The sequence below is a fragment of the Streptomyces sp. NPDC101393 genome, assembly GCF_044767385.1.
Taxonomy (GTDB): domain Bacteria; phylum Actinomycetota; class Actinomycetes; order Streptomycetales; family Streptomycetaceae; genus Streptomyces.
Genome location: NZ_JBIWNU010000001.1, coordinates 719,473 through 734,599 on the forward strand (window position 1 = coordinate 719,473; position 15,127 = coordinate 734,599).

13 protein-coding genes and 1 pseudogene are annotated in these 15,127 nt (G+C 71.1%); 8 read left to right on the plus strand and 6 right to left on the minus strand.

The window, feature by feature from the left end:
- Window positions 1–239: 239 nt before the first annotated feature.
- Window positions 240–992, minus strand: coding sequence for a GntR family transcriptional regulator (locus ACIRQ7_RS03100; RefSeq protein ID WP_404259395.1), 753 nt, complete (start codon window positions 990–992; stop codon window positions 240–242).
- A gap of 313 nt (window positions 993–1,305) precedes the next feature.
- Here ACIRQ7_RS03100 and ACIRQ7_RS03105 point away from each other — a divergent pair, with 313 nt between their 5' ends.
- Both ACIRQ7_RS03105 and ACIRQ7_RS03110 read left to right on the plus strand, forming a co-directional pair.
- Complete coding sequence (locus ACIRQ7_RS03105; protein ID WP_404259397.1) at window positions 1,306–2,079, plus strand: PIG-L deacetylase family protein; 774 nt, start codon at window positions 1,306–1,308, stop codon at window positions 2,077–2,079.
- A gap of 244 nt (window positions 2,080–2,323) precedes the next feature.
- Window positions 2,324–4,354 (plus strand): APC family permease, encoded by a 2,031-nt coding sequence (locus tag ACIRQ7_RS03110; protein ID WP_404260087.1) that lies wholly within the window; start codon window positions 2,324–2,326, stop codon window positions 4,352–4,354.
- A 166-nt stretch (window positions 4,355–4,520) separates the two neighbouring features.
- On the opposite strand, the gene ychF is transcribed toward ACIRQ7_RS03110, so the two are convergent.
- On the minus strand, window positions 4,521–5,609 hold the full coding sequence (gene ychF / locus ACIRQ7_RS03115; protein ID WP_401462571.1) for a redox-regulated ATPase YchF: 1,089 nt from the start codon (window positions 5,607–5,609) through the stop codon (window positions 4,521–4,523).
- A gap of 538 nt (window positions 5,610–6,147) precedes the next feature.
- Here ychF and ACIRQ7_RS03120 point away from each other — a divergent pair.
- On the plus strand, window positions 6,148–6,714 hold the full coding sequence (locus ACIRQ7_RS03120; protein WP_404259399.1) for a DUF6542 domain-containing protein: 567 nt from the start codon (window positions 6,148–6,150) through the stop codon (window positions 6,712–6,714).
- Here the strand turns inward: ACIRQ7_RS03120 and ppgK are convergent.
- Both ppgK and ACIRQ7_RS03130 read right to left on the minus strand, forming a co-directional pair.
- Window positions 6,647–7,387, minus strand: a pseudogene (ppgK, locus tag ACIRQ7_RS03125) (polyphosphate--glucose phosphotransferase); the annotation flags it as partial. The gene ACIRQ7_RS03120 and the pseudogene ppgK overlap by 68 nt on opposite strands.
- A gap of 124 nt (window positions 7,388–7,511) precedes the next feature.
- A complete protein-coding gene (locus tag ACIRQ7_RS03130) occupies window positions 7,512–8,543 on the minus strand; it encodes a 4-hydroxy-3-methylbut-2-enyl diphosphate reductase (RefSeq protein ID WP_401462567.1) in 1,032 nt (343 codons plus the stop codon).
- 141 nt (window positions 8,544–8,684) lie between these two features.
- On the opposite strand from ACIRQ7_RS03130, the gene ACIRQ7_RS03135 reads away from it, so the two are divergent.
- From ACIRQ7_RS03135 to ACIRQ7_RS03150, 4 genes are all read left to right on the plus strand, one after another.
- Complete coding sequence (locus tag ACIRQ7_RS03135) at window positions 8,685–10,151, plus strand: APC family permease (protein WP_404259401.1); 1,467 nt, start codon at window positions 8,685–8,687, stop codon at window positions 10,149–10,151.
- A 164-nt stretch (window positions 10,152–10,315) separates the two neighbouring features.
- Complete coding sequence (gene xseA / locus ACIRQ7_RS03140; RefSeq protein WP_401462563.1) at window positions 10,316–11,563, plus strand: exodeoxyribonuclease VII large subunit; 1,248 nt, start codon at window positions 10,316–10,318, stop codon at window positions 11,561–11,563.
- Between the two features lie 10 nt (window positions 11,564–11,573).
- The gene (locus ACIRQ7_RS03145) at window positions 11,574–11,876 is read left to right on the plus strand and encodes an exodeoxyribonuclease VII small subunit (RefSeq protein ID WP_401462561.1); all 303 of its coding nucleotides are present in this window, start codon (window positions 11,574–11,576) and stop codon (window positions 11,874–11,876) included.
- 222 nt (window positions 11,877–12,098) lie between these two features.
- Window positions 12,099–12,692 (plus strand): malonic semialdehyde reductase, encoded by a 594-nt coding sequence (locus ACIRQ7_RS03150; protein ID WP_401462559.1) that lies wholly within the window; start codon window positions 12,099–12,101, stop codon window positions 12,690–12,692.
- Window positions 12,693–12,790: 98 nt separating this feature from the next.
- On the opposite strand, the gene ACIRQ7_RS03155 is transcribed toward ACIRQ7_RS03150, so the two are convergent.
- Window positions 12,791–13,354: a DUF4245 domain-containing protein gene (locus tag ACIRQ7_RS03155; protein ID WP_404259403.1), complete on the minus strand. Its 564-nt coding sequence runs from the start codon at window positions 13,352–13,354 to the stop codon at window positions 12,791–12,793.
- 166 nt (window positions 13,355–13,520) lie between these two features.
- Between ACIRQ7_RS03155 and glpX the strand changes: the two genes are divergently transcribed.
- Entirely contained in the window at window positions 13,521–14,552 is a 1,032-nt protein-coding gene (glpX, locus tag ACIRQ7_RS03160) for a class II fructose-bisphosphatase (RefSeq protein WP_401462555.1), read from the plus strand.
- A gap of 124 nt (window positions 14,553–14,676) precedes the next feature.
- On the opposite strand, the gene ACIRQ7_RS03165 is transcribed toward glpX, so the two are convergent.
- Window positions 14,677–15,036, minus strand: a complete 360-nt coding sequence (locus ACIRQ7_RS03165; protein WP_403667102.1) for a WhiB family transcriptional regulator — start codon at window positions 15,034–15,036, stop codon at window positions 14,677–14,679.
- Between the last annotated feature and the right edge of the window lie 91 nt (window positions 15,037–15,127).

Below are 15,127 nucleotides of genomic sequence, written 5' to 3' on the forward strand. Positions count from 1 at the left end.
GTGCCGTGCACAAACTTCGCCATCGTAAGAGCGAATAGGAAGATCGGATTCCCGCAGCAGCCGAAAAGACCCACCCAGCTGAGGGTCTGTGAGGTTTCCAACACCATGATCCATCGATCTTTGGCATCAAACCCTCATAAATGGGACAGAGGAATGAGAGTTACGCGTGGGTACGCCGGGTTGCCGACGGGACATACCCGGCACCCGTGAAGCCCTCCCACCCCGACCGGGCGCTCCGGCTATTTCACCGGCAGGTGATAGGTGACGCGATGGCGGTCGGCGAGGGTGACGACATCGGCCGTCTCGACCGGGCGGCCGCCCGCGAAGTACGTACGCGAGATGACCAGCACCGCATGGCCCGGCACCCCGCCCAGCACCATGGCCTCCTCGGCCAGACCGGGACGCGACCCGATCTCCTCCATGACGTTGTCCACCACGACATCGATGGCCGCCATCCGCTCGACCACACCGCGCCCGGCCAGCGGCCCCTCCTCCGGCAGCATCACCGGGGTCCGCCCCGTCACCTCCAGGGGCTCCCAGGACGTGGAGAGCATCGACGGCTCACCCTCCGCCCGGAAGAGATAGCGCGTCCGCATCACCCGGGAGCCGACCGGAATGCGCAGCCGGGCGGCGATCACCGAACTGGCCGCGTCCTGACCGCTGTTGGACTCCCAGGTGCCCTTCACCCGCTCGTCCGTCTGCTCCTGCCGGAACGGGGTGGAGCCGACGCCCGCGTGATAGCCGGCGCGGGCGATACGGCGCGGGGCGAGATGCTCCCGCACATAGGTGCCCGACCCCGAGCGGCCCTCGACCAGCCCCTCCGCCATCAGCACCTTGCGGGCCTCCAGGGCGACGGTGTCGGACACGCCGTATTCCTCGCGGATACGGGCCTGGGAAGGAAGGCGGGTGTGCGGCGGCAGCACACCGTCGACGATCTTCTGGCGCAGATCGCCCGCGACTCGGAGATACGCGGGCTGCTCACCGAACGTCACGGGCCCCTCCCAACAGGTTGACAGTCAGCAACAGCGTGGCAACCGCGCGTTGCCATCCGCAAGCTTGGGCCAGTTATTCACCCGATGTGATGAAGTCCAGCTCAACCGGCATACGGCAGGTATAGCGGCCCACGCCCCCGCCCGTGCCCCAGGCCACGCCGCGTTTCCCCCTCGTCCGCCCTCCGCCCCTCCCACCCGGTGCACCGCCTCCGCCCGTGCCACGATCGAAGGGGTCACCGGACCGGAGCCCGGCCCCGAGCCCGTTGTCCGGGCCCGCCCGGGAGGGGACGGGACGGCACAGGAAGGGATCCGTATGCCCGAAAAGACCGGCCCTCGGGCCGCCGCGCAGCCCCCGCTCGCCCCCATGCCCGACGACTGGCAGCGCGCCCTCGCCATCGTCGCCCACCCCGACGACCTCGAATACGGCGCGGCGGCCGCCATCGCCGAATGGACCGCAGCCGGACGCGAGGTCAGCTACCTGCTGGTCACCCGCGGCGAGGCCGGGATCGACGGGCTCGCCCCGGCCGAGTGCGCCACCATCCGTGAGGCCGAGCAGCGGGCCGGAGCCGCGCTCGTGGGCGTCACAACCGTCGAGTTCCTGGACCACCACGACGGCGTCATCGAGGCCGGTACGCGGCTGCGCCGCGACCTGTGCGCGGCCGTCCGCCGGCACCGCCCCGAGCTGCTGATCACGCTCAACCACCACGACACCTGGGACGGCGCCCACTGGAACACGCCCGACCACCGGGTGGTGGGCCGCGCCGTCCTGGACGCGGCGGGTGACGCCGGGAACCGCTGGATCTTCCCCGAACTCACCGCCGGCGAGGGGAAGCTGGCGCCCTGGAAGGGCGTGCGCTGGGTGGCGGTGGCCGGCTCCCCGCACCCCACGCACGCCGTCGAGGTCGGCCCCGGCATCGATCCGGCCATCGACTCCCTGGCCGCGCACGGTGCGTACATCAAGGGCCTGGGCGGCGCCGAACAGGACCCGCACGCCTACGCCCGCGCCTTCATCGAGCCGATGCTCCGCGCCGGCGGCGAACGCCACCGGGGCCGCCCCGCCACCCTCTTCCAGCTCTACCCCCATTAGCCGGCGCCTCCGCTTCCCCCGCCACCGGGCGGCCACCACGCCCCCGGGACACCAACTCCGCGGTGGCGGACCGCCGTTCCAGCACCGCGGCGCGGGCCTTCCCCAGGCGGCCGCGACCGGGCACCTGTCGAACGGGCAGGTGATTCGGGATCCAAGGCCCAGGTCGGCCCCGCCAAAGCCGTCCCCCGCGCTGACGCGCCCATACGCTCCCCGCGTGGCGAAAATTGCGGATGCCCTCAAGCGGATGCTGATCGGCAGGGCACTGCCGAGTGAAGGGCTGCAGGAGACGCTGCTGCCCAAACGGCTCGCGCTGCCGATCTTCGCGTCCGACCCGCTGTCCTCGGTCGCCTACGCCACGCAGGAGATTCTGCTGGTGCTGACCCTGGGCGGGCTGGCTTATCTCCATCTGACCACCTGGGCGGCGGTCGCGGTGGTGGGGCTGATGGCGGTGGTGGTCCTGTCGTACCGCCAGGTCGTCCACGCCTATCCGTCGGGTGGCGGCTCCTACGAGGTGGTGTCCACCAACCTCGGGCCGTCGGCGGGGCTGGTGGTGGCCGCGTCCCTCCTGGTCGACTACGTGATGACGGTCGCCGTCTCCGTGGCCTCAGGCGTGGACAACATCATCTCCGCCATTCCGTCGCTCAATGAGTACCGGACGGTGATGGCCGTCGCCTTCGTCGCGCTTCTCGCGACGGTGAATCTGCGCGGCATGCGCGAGTCGGGGCGCGCGTTCGCCGCACCCACCTACCTGTTCATCGCCGGGGTGCTCATCATGTGCGCCACCGGGGTGTTCCGGTGGATCGTCGGCGACGCCCCGGTCGCCGAATCCGCCGCGTACGGCATCACACCGGCTCCCGGCGACGCCCACCTCGCCGGTCTCGCGCTGCTCATGCTGGGACTGCGCGCGTTCTCCAGCGGCTGTACCGCGCTGACCGGTGTCGAGGCCATCTCCAACGGCGTGCCGGCCTTCCGCAAGCCCAAGTCGACGAATGCCGCGACCACGATGAGCGCCATGGGGCTGACCGCGATCGTGATGTTCTCCGGCATCACGGCCCTCGCCCTGGTCTCGGACGTCCACATCACCGATGACACCTGCCGCCTCACCGGTTTCACCGGCGACTGCGAGACCACACCGCAGCGCACGGTCATCGCCCAGCTCGCCGCCGCGATCTTCGGCGGTGTCCACAGCGTCGGCTTCTTCTACATCCAGGCCGCGACCGCGCTGGTCCTCGTCCTGGCCGCCAACACCGCCTTCAACGGCTTCCCGCTCCTGGCGTCCATCCTCGCCCAGCACCGCTACCTGCCCCGCCAACTCCACACCCGCGGTGACCGGCTGGCCTTCTCCAACGGCATCGTCGCGCTGGCCGTGGTCGCCGCCGCCCTGCTCTGGGCGTTCCACGCCTCCGTCACCAGCCTCATCCACCTGTACATCCTGGGCGTCTTCACCTCCTTCACGCTCTCCCAGACCGGCATGGTGCGGCACTGGAACCGCGTCCTGCGCACCGAGGACGAACCGGCCCGCCGCCGGCGCCATCACACCGCACGGGCCATCAACGCCGTGGGCGCCGTGGTCACCGGTCTGGTGCTGGTGATCGTCCTGCTCACCAAATTCACCCAGGGCGCCTACCTGGCCGTGATCGCGGCGGTGCTGCTGTGGCTGATGATGCGCAGCATCCGACGGCACTACGACAACACCGCGGCCGAACTCGCCGTCGCCGACCCGCGCGACGAGCTCGTGCTGCCCTCCCGGGTCCACGCCGTCGTCCTCGTCTCCAAGATCCACAAACCGACGTTGCGGGCCGTGGCCTATGCGCGGGCGAGCCGCCCCGACATCCTGGAGGCGTTGACCGTCGACGTCGACCGGGACGAGGCCCAGGATCTGCAAGCACGGTGGGACGCCGCCGGCTTCGAGGTTCCGCTGAAGATGCTGGCCTCCCCCTACCGCGAAGTCACCCGCCCGGTCGTGGAGTACGTACGCTCCATCACCCGCACCAGCCCCCGCGACGTGATCAGCGTCTTCATCCCCGAGTACGTCGTCGGCCACTGGTGGGAGAACCTGCTGCACAACCAGTCCGCCCTCTGGCTCAAGAGCCGCCTGCTCTTCGTCCCCGGCGTCATGGTCATCAGCGTGCCCTGGCAGCTCAGCTCCTACGAACGCCGCCCCTACCGCCCCACCCGCCGCGCCCCCGGCTCGGTCCGCCGCGGCGAACCCTCGGTGGCGGATTGGGCGACGAAGGACACGTCGGGAGGGGGAGCGGCCCCGCGGGGGCGATGACTGCGTGGATCCGGTTGGTTCAGGATGACCGCGTGCCCCATGGACCGAGGGGTGGGCACTACCGCCCCCGCCAGGGCAGGCCGAGGCACGACGGCCCGCGCGCACCACAAAGGCCGTCCGACCCGCTCCTCGCAGGTCGGACGGCCTTTTGCGTAAGCCGGGTCGCTCAGACGTTGAACCGGAACTCCACCACGTCCCCGTCCTGCATCACATAGTCCTTGCCCTCCATGCGGGCCTTGCCGGCCGAGCGGGCTTCGGCGACGGAGCCGGTCTCGACCAGGTCGTCGAAGGAGATGACCTCGGCCTTGATGAAGCCCTTCTGGAAGTCGGTGTGGATGACACCGGCGGCCTCGGGGGCGGTGGCGCCCTTCTTGATGGTCCAGGCGCGGGTTTCCTTGGGGCCTGCCGTGAGGTAGGTCTGCAGGCCGAGGGTGTCGAAGCCGACGCGGCCCAGGGTGGCCAGGCCGGGCTCTTCCTGGCCCATGGACTGGAGGAGTTCGAGGGCCTCTTCGTCGTCGAGCTCGATCAGCTCGGACTCGATCTTGGCGTTCAGGAAGATCGCCTCGGCGGGGGCGACCAGGGCGCGCTGCTCGTTCTTGAAGTCCTCGTCGGTCAGCTCGTCCTCGTCGACGTTGAAGACGTAGAGGAAGGGCTTGGTGGTGAGGAGGTGCAGCTCGTGCAGGAGGCGGCCCTGTTCGGTGGCCTGGGTGATGCCGGCCGCGAAGAGGGTCTGGCCGCCTTCGAGGATCTTCTGCGCCGCCTCGACCGCGGCGAGCACCGCGACCTTCTCCTTCTGGAGGCGGGACTCCTTCGTCAGGCGCGGGACGGCCTTCTCGATGGACTGCAGGTCGGCGAGGATCAGCTCGGTGTTGATGGTCTCGATGTCGTCCTTGGGCGAGACCTTGCCGTCGACGTGGACGACGTTCTCGTCCTTGAAGGCGCGGATGACCTGGCAGATCGCGTCGGACTCGCGGATGTTCGCGAGGAACTTGTTGCCCAGGCCCTCGCCCTCGGAGGCGCCGCGGACGATGCCGGCGATGTCGACGAAGTCGACGGTCGCCGGGAGGACCTTCTGGGAGTTGAAGATCCCGGCGAGGGTGGCCAGACGCGGGTCCGGGACGCCGACGACGCCGACGTTCGGCTCGATGGTGGCGAACGGGTAGTTGGCCGCCAGCACGTCGTTCTTGGTCAGGGCGTTGAACATGGTCGACTTGCCGACATTCGGCAGACCGACGATTCCGATCGTGAGCGACACGGTGGCGACTTCCCGGAGCGAGGAGGAGGTGGACGGCGGGTGGCTGCCCGAGGTGCCGGTATGGCGTGTGGCTCTCTGGACGGCCGGGCGGCTCCCGTGGGGGCCGATCCACCAGTCTACGGGGCGGCCCGTCCACCCCATGGTCGGCCGGTCCGGCCCGCCCCCCCGACGGCGGCCCGCGTGCCGGCCGCTACTCCGGTCGGCCCCCTGCGTACGCCGCGGGTACGCCACCTGCGGCCCTCGGCGGGCCGAACGTGGCGGCAAGCTCGGCCAAAACGCGTGTCCCGCGGCCAATTAATCCCACTTAGCGGCCTACCGTTGGCGAGTGGAGCAACACGAAGCGCGCATCCCTCAGTACAGCCCGCCGCGGAGCGGCCGTCCGGTTGCGGGCCAGGGCGCCCGGCTCCCCCGTCCCGCGGAGGCCGTATCGCCGGTTCCCGGAGCTGATCCAGCGCAGGGCGGGGAGACCGCGACGGTCTACCGCGCCGGCCGGCCGCGGCGCCCGCCGCTGGCTCCGCTGGCGGCCCTGATCCGCCGGATGCCGGCGCCCAAGCTCACCGGCCTCGGCTGCTGGCTGCTCAGCACGCTGGCGCTGCTGGCGTTCGCGTTCGTCGACCAGTGGCTCTTCGACGGCGCGCAGACCGCGTACGGCGTGTTCTTCGTGCTGGTGAGCGTGGGTGCGGCGATGTGGGTGCGGCCGTACGACCTGATCACGGCGCCGGTCGCGCTGCCGATCGCCTTCACGCTGGGGGTGCTGCCGATCCACCGCGGGAGCGACGGGGTCGGCGGGCTGCTGATGGGCGTCTTCACAGTCCTCGCGCTGAACGCGCCCTGGCTCTACGCCGGCACGCTGGTCTGCGTGCTGATCGTGCTGGTCCGCTGGGTGGTGCTCATCGTGCGGCGTCGGGCCAGCCGACAGGTGAGTCGACAGGTGAACCGGCAGGCGGGCCGTCCGGAGAAGAGGCGCCCGGGGCAGGACCGGCGGCAGCCGGCGGAGAACCGTCCGCGGCAGGTGGCCCGTCAGCCCGAGCGGCGTGCGCAGCCATCGCGGCCCCCACGATCCCCGCGTTGTTCTGAAGCTGAGCCGGCACGATCTCGGCCCTGATGTCCTCGATCAGCGGCAGGAACTTCTCCGCCTTGCGGCTCACCCCGCCGCCGATCACGAACAGCTCCGGTGAGAACAGCATCTCCACATGGGCGAGGTATTTCTGCACACGGTGCGCCCAGTGCTGCCACGTCAGGTCCTCGTCCTCCTTGGCCTTGGTGGAGGCGCGCTTCTCGGCGTCGTGACCGTGCAGTTCGAGGTGGCCCAGCTCGGTGTTGGGCACCAGCCGGCCGCCGGTGAAGACGGCGCTGCCGATGCCGGTGCCGAAGGTGAGGACGATGACCGTGCCGGTGCGGCCGCGGCCCGCGCCGAAGGTCATTTCGGCCAGTCCGGCCGCGTCCGCGTCATTGAGAACGGTCACCGGACTGGCGCCCGGCGCGCCGCCGAGCCGGCCGGTGAGCAGGGTGGCGGCGTCCGTGTCGATCCAGCCCTTGTCGACATTGGCGGCCGTACGGGTCGTTCCGCCGGTGACCACGCCGGGGTAGGTCGCGCCGACCGGGCCCGTCCAGTCGAAGTGGTCCACGACCTGCTTGACGCAGTCGGCGACCGCGTCCGGGGTGGCCGGATGCGGCGTCAGCACCTTGTAGCGGTCGTCCGCGAGGTCGCCGCGCTCCAGATCCACCGGAGCGCCTTTGATGCCCGAACCGCCGATGTCCACACCGAAGACCTTCATGGGAAAAGGCTAGGCGCGTGGCGGTCCGATCGCCCCCGGGATGACCTTTTGCGGCCCGGAGGGTCATTTGTGACCGGGGCAGTCGGCCTGCCATCCCCCGGGCGCGGGGGATGGCACGGCCGCATCAGCTCTCGACGGCCGACTTCGCCTCGGCGCGCAGGTCGCGGCGGAGCTCCTTGGGGAGCGAGAAGGCGATGGACTCCTCGGCGGCGGTGAGGGTCTCGACGTCTTCGTAGCCGCGCTCGGCGAGCCAGTCGAGGACGCCGTGCACGAGGATCTCCGGGACGGACGCGCCGGAGGTGACGCCCACGGTGCTGACGCCTTCCAGCCAGGCCTCGTCGATCTCCTCGGCGGCGTCGACGAGGTGGGAGTCGCGGGCGCCGGCGCCGAGGGCGACCTCGACGAGGCGGACGGAGTTCGAGGAGTTCTTGGAGCCGACGACGATGACGAGGTCGGCCTCGGCGCCCATCTGCTTGACCGCGACCTGGCGGTTCTGGGTGGCGTAGCAGATGTCGTCGCTGGGCGGCGAGAGGAGGTTGGGGTAGCGGCCCTTGAGCGCGCCGACGGTCTCCATGGTCTCGTCGACCGAGAGGGTGGTCTGGGAGAGCCAGACGACCTTCTCCGGGTCGCGGACCTCGACGTTCTGCACGTCGTCGGGGCCGTCGACGATGGTGATGTGCTCGGGGGCCTCGCCGCTGGTGCCGACGACCTCTTCGTGGCCTTCGTGACCGATCAGGAGGATGTCGTAGTCCTCGCTGGCGTACCGGACGGCTTCCTTGTGGACCTTGGTGACCAGCGGGCAGGTGGCGTCGATGGTGGCGAGCTTGCCGCGCTTGGCCTCGTCGTGGACGGCGGGGGCGACGCCGTGGGCCGAGAAGATGACGATGTTGCCCTCGGGCACCTCTTCGGTCTCCTCGACGAAGATCGCACCCTTCCTCTCCAGGGTTTTCACGACGTACTTGTTGTGCACGATTTCGTGGCGCACGTAGACGGGCGCGCCGTACTGCTCCAGGGCCTTCTCGACGGCGATCACGGCGCGGTCCACACCCGCGCAATAACCACGGGGGGCGGCGAGCAGGACCCGGCGCTTGTCACTGCGACGCGGGGCGTCCGCGCTCGGGGTCGTGGCGGGCTGCGGGCCGGGAGTACCAGTCATGCGTCCCATCGTACGGCCGTACCTCCCTCCCCAAAGATCCCACCGGTGGCTCAGACTGATCACTGGCGATCGCGAATGATCACGCCGGCGCGGTAGCCGGGCGTGGGACGAGCAGGACGTACGGAGCGGCGAGGAGGCAGGATGCCGGGCACGGTCGGCGACACGCAGGGCGGCGGGCCGGGTGACGGCGCGGCCGGCGCTGACGGGGCCGGGAGCACCGGTGTGCCGGGGTCGCTGCGGCGGACGCTGACCTTCCGGGACCTGATCGTCTACGGGCTGCTGTTCATCGCCCCGATGGCCCCGGTCGGGATCTTCGGGACGCTGCAGGCCAAGTCGCACGGCGCGATCACCCTCGTCTACCTCGTCGCGACGATCGCGATGGCGTTCACCGCCTACTCGTACGCCCAGATGGTGCGGGTCGCCCCGCAGGCCGGATCGGTCTACACGTACGCCCGGGTGGGGCTCGGCGAGGGGGCCGGGTTCGTCGCCGGGTGGATGGCGCTGCTGGACTACCTGCTGATTCCGGCGGTGGCGTATCTCTTCTCCGGGATCGCGATGCATGCGCTGGTGCCGTCGGTGCACCAGTGGGTGTGGACGGCGATCGCGGTGGTCGTGACGACGCTGCTGAATCTGTGGGGTGTGCGGACCGCGGCGATCGTCGGCTTCGCGGTGCTGGCCCTGGAGATCGTGGTGCTCGGGGTGTTCGTGGTGGCGGCCGTGGCGGAGCTGATCGCCCATGGTGCGCAGCGCGGCTGGGCCGATCCGCTGACCGGTGACGGCGGTTTCTCCGTGAGCGCGGTGCTGTCCGCGGTGTCGGTGGCGGTGCTGTCGTATCTGGGCTTCGACGCGATCGCGTCCTTCGCGGAGGAGGCCAAGGGCAGGCCGGGGCCGGCGAAGGGCGCGGCGAAGGGGCTGCTCGGCTCGGAGACGGTGGCGCGTGCGGTGATCTGCTGCCTGGTGGTGGCCGGTGTGCTGTTCGCCGTGCAGACGTATCTGGCGGCGCTGCTGGCACCGATGACGGCCGCGGAGCTGGCGGCGAACCCGGGTGAGCAGGGTGACGCGTTCTACGCCACGGTCGACGCGGCGGTGGGTGACTGGCTGCACGACCTGGTGGCGGTGAGCAAGGCGGTCGGGGCGGCGTTCGCGGCGCTGGCGGGGCAGGCGGCGGCGGGCCGGCTGCTGTTCGCGATGGCCCGGGACCGGCGGCTGCCGGGGGCGATGTCGAAGGTGGACGCGGGCAGCGGGGTGCCGCGCCGCGCGCTGCTGGGCGCGGCCCTGGTGACGCTGGTGGCGGCGGTGTGGGCGGCCCGGCGCGATGACGGGCTCGACCATCTGTCGTCGATCGTGAACGTCGGGGCGCTGACGGCTTTCGGGCTGCTGCACGCGTCGGTGATCGGCTGGTTCTGGATCCGTAAGCGGGCGGCGGCGCCGAGCGTGCTGCGGCATGTGGTGGTGCCGCTGCTGGGTCTGGCCGTGGTGGTCGCGGTGATCGTGGAGGCCTCGGCGACGGCGCAGGTGGTGGGCGGTATCTGGCTGGTGCTGGGGCTGCTGGTGTTGGCGGTGCAGTACCGGGGTGGGCGGCGGTCGGCGGAGCGGCCGCGTACGTGAGGCGGGGACGGCGGCCGGGAGCGGGTGACTGACCGTGCGGAGCATGCCTGCCGGCGGGGGGCCTGCGTGAAGGGCGGGGAGGGCCTGCGTGACCGGCCGGTGGCCGGCGGCGGCCCGCCGTTCGTGGCGACTCGCTGACAGTGGCCGCCGATACCCTCGCTCGCATGGCTGTCTCTACGTCTCCGGAAACGCCGATCCCGGTCGGCGAGGTGTCCCGGCTCATCGGCGGTTGGATCGACCGCCTCGGCGCGGTGTGGGTCGAGGGGCAGATCACCCAGCTCTCCCGGCGGCCGGGCGCGGGAGTGGTGTTCCTGACGCTGCGCGATCCCTCGCACGACATCTCGGTGAGCGTGACGTGCTACCGCCAGGTCTTCGACAGGATCGCCGATGTGGTGGGCGAGGGCGCCCGGGTGGTGGTGCACGCCAAGCCGGAGTGGTACGCCCCGCGCGGCCAGCTCTCGCTGCGCGCCGCCGAGATCAAGCCGGTCGGGGTCGGTGAACTCCTCGCCCGGCTGGAGCAGTTGAAGAAGTCGCTGGCGGCGGAGGGCCTGTTCGCCCTGGACCGCAAGCGGCCGCTGCCCTTCCTGCCGCAGCTGATCGGGCTGGTCTGCGGCCGGGCCAGCGCCGCCGAGCGGGACGTGCTGGAGAACGCCCGGCACCGCTGGCCCGCCGTCCGCTTCGAGGTGCGCAATGTGCCGGTGCAGGGAGTCCATGCCGTCCCGAAGGTGATCGAGGCCGTCAAGGAACTGGATGCGCTGTCCGAGGTGGACGTGATCATCGTGGCGCGGGGCGGCGGCAGCGTCGAGGATCTGCTGCCGTTCTCCGACGAGCGGCTGGTGCGAGCGGTGGCCTCGGCACGTACGCCGGTGGTCTCCGCGATCGGGCACGAGCCGGACTCCCCGCTGCTGGATCTGGTGGCCGACCTGCGGGCCTCGACCCCGACCGACGCGGCGAAGAAGGTCGTGCCGGATGTGGGCGAGGAGCTGACCCGGGTCCAGCAGCTCCGGGAGCGCGCGCTGCGCGCGGTCGGCGGCTTCCTGGACCGCGAGGAGCGCGGACTCACCGCCGCGCTGCACCGCCCGTCGATGCAGCGCCCGCAGCGCATGGTCGAGGACCGCGAGGAGCAGGTCACGGCCCTGCTGGAGCGTGGCCGGCGGACGCTGGGGCATTTGCTGGACCGGGCGGATTCGGAGCTGTCGCACACCCTGGCCCGGGTGGTCGCGCTCTCCCCCAAGGCGACGCTGGAGCGCGGCTACGCGGTGCTGCAGAAGCCGGACGGGGCCGCGGTGCGGGCGCCCGAAGAGGTCGGCGCGGGCGAGGAGTTGCGGGCCCGGGTGGCCGAGGGCGAGTTCCGGGTGCGGGTGGACGGCGCCGAGCGGGCACGGCCCGACGCTGTCACACCCCCCGCTTAGGGTGGGAGACATGGCGAAGGCAGAGACGGACGGCGTGGCAGAGACGGGATCCGGGTCAGCGGCGGGGGCGGAGCCGGTGCCGGATTCCGGTGCGACGGTGGACTCCACGCTCGGCTACGAGCAGGCGCGGGACGAGCTGATCGAGGTCGTCCGCAGCCTGGAGGCGGGCGGCACGACGCTGGAGGAGTCGCTCGCCCTCTGGGAGCGCGGTGAGCAGCTGGCGAAGGTCTGCCGCCGCTGGCTGGACGGCGCGCGGGCCCGCCTGGACGCGGCACTGGCGGAGTCCGAGGGGGCGGAAGCGGAGCGCGCTTAGCGGCGCGGGGGGGGGCGACCGGGGCGACCTGGGCCGCAGTAGCCGCTGCGGCCGCCGATTCTGCTGAAGCCGGGCCCCTCAGCCGACCGTCGCGTCGCGCACACAAAGCGACACATGTGAATCGGCTCACAATCACCGGGTTTTAGTTGAAGATTAATCTATCTCGACTACAGTGGTTCCCGTAGCCCTGCACAACCAGCTCTGACTCACCGAGGTGCCTCCATGACTCTCGCCCTTGACGCCGCCGCCCAGGACCTCCTCTTCCGCGAGGCCCAGACCGCCAACACGTTCACGGACGAGCCGGTGACGGACGAGCAGGTCCAGGCCATCTACGACCTGGTGAAGTACGCGCCGACCGCCTTCAACCAGTCGCCGCTGCGGATCACCCTGGTCCGTTCCGCCGAGGCCCGTCAGCGCCTGGTCACCCACGCCATGGGCGCCAACGGCCCGAAGACGCTGAACGCCCCGCTGACCGCCGTCCTTTCCGTGGACCTCGACTTCCACGAGAAGCTGCCGCAGCTCTTCCCGCACGCCCCGGGCATCAAGGACGCGTTCTTCTCCGAGGCCGCCGCCCGCGAGGTCGCCGGCACCCAGAACGCCACCCTGCAGGCCGGCTACTTCATCGTCGGCATCCGCGCCGCCGGCCTGGCCGCCGGCCCGATGACCGGCTTCGACTTCACCGGCGTCGACAAGGAGTTCTTCGGCGACGGCAAGCAGAAGGCCTTCCTCGTGATCAACATCGGCAAGCCCGGCGACGACGCCTTCTCCCCGCGCTCGCCCCGCCTGGACTTCACCGAGGCCGTCGCCACCGTCTGAGCCCACGCCGGCCCGGCGCCGTACGGCACAAACGACGAAGAGGCCGCCGCACCCCTCCCGGGTGCGGCGGCCTCTTCGCTGTGCGGTGCGGCGGGGCGTCAGCCCTTCTTCGCCTCCAGGGAGGCGGCCAGTTCCGCGAGCCGCCCGTACGGCGCGGTGCCCGTGACCACCGTGGTCACGCCCGGCTGCGCACGAACCAGGGCGTTGTACTTCTCGCCCTTGTAGCGGTCCCACTTCGCGCTGCCGACGGCCTGCTTGCCCGCGGCCTTCTCGGCGCCCAGGGTGACGTCCCGGATGAACTTCTTGGCGGGCGCGTCGCTCTGCTCGATCGCCGCGTACTCCTGCTCCGGGTCCAGCATGCCGAGGTGCCAGGCGCCGCCCTTGCCGTCGTCGCTCGCCTTGTACGAGACGGAGGTGGCGCGCCAGGTCTTGGGCAGCCCCTTGGGCGCGGCGACCGGGTACGGCGCGGCGCGTCGGGCGGTCGTGACCTCGACGCGGTAGTCGACCGTCTGGACCGCGTTCTTCTCGGCGGTCGCGCTGTCGTCGTGCGGGATGAAGAAATAGATCGCGCCGACCAGCACGCCGATCACCGCCAGCGACAGGACCATGTCCCGTACCGTTTGCCTGCCTCGCTTAGCTGCCACGCATCTATCGTCCCCCATGCCCGAGCCGGCCCCGACGTGGCCCCCGGGACAGCGGAGAAGGGCACATTCCGGCCCGCCCGGCCGCCGCTCATGCGAAGGGCCCCCTGCTCATTTTCGAGGCGTACCGATAAAGTCATGAGCACCCTCACTATTCCGGCCGTCGCCGTACAGAAAGGTGCGCTCGATGACCGAGCATCAGCTCCCGTCCCCTCTAGAGGTCAGCCCCGAGGCCCCCGACCGCAACCTCGCCCTGGAGTTGGTCCGGGTCACCGAGGCCGGTGCCATGGCGTCGGGCCGCTGGGTCGGACGGGGTGACAAGAACGGCGCCGACGGCGCGGCGGTGAAGGCCATGCGCGCCCTGATCCACACCGTGTCGATGAACGGCGTCGTGGTCATCGGGGAGGGCGAGAAAGACAACGCCCCGATGCTGTACAACGGCGAACGCGTCGGCGACGGCACCGGCGCCGAGTGCGATGTCGCCGTCGACCCGGTCGACGGCACGACACTGACCGCCAAGGGCATGGCCAACGCGGTGTCCGTGATGGCCGTGGCCGAGCGCGGCTCCATGTTCGACCCGTCCGCGGTCTTCTACATGGACAAGCTCGCCACCGGCCCCGAGGCCGCCGACTTCGTCGACATCACCGCTCCCGTGGCGGTGAACATCAAGCGCATCGCCAAGGCCAAGCGCTCCGCCGTCGAGGACGTCACCGTCGTCATCCTGGACCGGCCGCGCCACGACGGCCTGGTCAAGGAGGTCCGGGAGGCCGGCGCCCGGATCAAGTTCATCGCGGACGGCGATGTGGCCGGCGCGATCATGGCGGCCCGCGAGGGCACCGGCGTCGACCTGCTGCTCGGCATCGGCGGTACGCCCGAGGGCATCATCGCGGCCTGCGCCCTGAAGTGCCTGGGCGGCGCGCTGCAGGCCAAGCTGTGGCCGAAGGACGACGAGGAGCGGCAGCGCGCCCTCGACGCCGGCCACGACCTGGACAAGGTCCTGGAGATCGACGACCTGGTCCACGGCGACAACGTCTTCTTCGTCGCCACCGGCATCACCGACGGCGACCTGCTGCGCGGTGTCCGCTACCGCGCGGAGAACGCCTACACCCAGTCGCTCGTGATGCGCTCCAAGTCCGGCACGATCCGCCAGATCGACTCGCAGCACCGGCTCTCGAAGCTGCGCGCGTACAGCTCGGTGGACTTCGAGCGCCCCAGCTAGCGGAAGCGCCCCGGGCCCCTCGCCGGATCAGGCCCAGCCGTCCCGGCTTCCCGGTCGCCACGTGTTTCGCCCCCGCCGGAGAGCTTTTGGCGGGGGCGAAAACGCGAAGCCGCGGAGTCGGCGGTCAGCCCGCCGCCGGCATATGGGCCGCGCGCTGGATCTCGGTCTCCCGGCGTCGGCGGCGGGCCAGCACGACCCGGCGCTCGGCCGCGGTGAGCCCGCCCCAGACGCCGTACGGCTCCGGCTGGACGAGGGCGTGTTCCCGGCATTCGACCATCACCGGGCAGCGGGCGCAGACCCGCTTCGCGGCCTCCTCTCTGGCCAGCCGCGCGGCGGTCGGTTCCTTGGAGGGGGCGAAGAACAGCCCGGCTTCATCCCGGCGGCACACCGCCTCCGAATGCCAGGGCCCCGCCTCATCGCGAGCGGGCACTCGCTGGGACGGGACGACAGCAGCATCCTGTAGGGGCTGATGCGGTAGCAGCACGGTCTACTCCTGACGACGGCTTCGGCGAAAGAATCACCCTTGCCCGTCTCGCTGCGCACGGCTTTTCGCACCCCGCAGCCGTACGAGAGAC

Bases quoted from the DNA above. Each gene is read 5' to 3' on its own strand.
- ACIRQ7_RS03155 (WP_404259403.1), bottom strand. From the start codon at position 13,354: ATGGGGGACGATAGATGCGTGGCAGCTAAGCGAGGCAGGCAAACGGTA.
- ACIRQ7_RS03120 (WP_404259399.1), top strand. From the start codon at position 6,148: ATGCCGGCGCCCAAGCTCACCGGCCTCGGCTGCTGGCTGCTCAGCACG.
- ACIRQ7_RS03110 (WP_404260087.1), top strand. From the start codon at position 2,324: ATGCTGATCGGCAGGGCACTGCCGAGTGAAGGGCTGCAGGAGACGCTG.
- glpX (WP_401462555.1), top strand. From the start codon at position 13,521: ATGACCGAGCATCAGCTCCCGTCCCCTCTAGAGGTCAGCCCCGAGGCC.
- ACIRQ7_RS03130 (WP_401462567.1), bottom strand. From the start codon at position 8,543: ATGACTGGTACTCCCGGCCCGCAGCCCGCCACGACCCCGAGCGCGGAC.
- ACIRQ7_RS03135 (WP_404259401.1), top strand. From the start codon at position 8,685: ATGCCGGGCACGGTCGGCGACACGCAGGGCGGCGGGCCGGGTGACGGC.
- xseA (WP_401462563.1), top strand. From the start codon at position 10,316: ATGGCTGTCTCTACGTCTCCGGAAACGCCGATCCCGGTCGGCGAGGTG.
- ACIRQ7_RS03145 (WP_401462561.1), top strand. From the start codon at position 11,574: ATGGCGAAGGCAGAGACGGACGGCGTGGCAGAGACGGGATCCGGGTCA.
- ACIRQ7_RS03105 (WP_404259397.1), top strand. From the start codon at position 1,306: ATGCCCGAAAAGACCGGCCCTCGGGCCGCCGCGCAGCCCCCGCTCGCC.
- ACIRQ7_RS03150 (WP_401462559.1), top strand. From the start codon at position 12,099: ATGACTCTCGCCCTTGACGCCGCCGCCCAGGACCTCCTCTTCCGCGAG.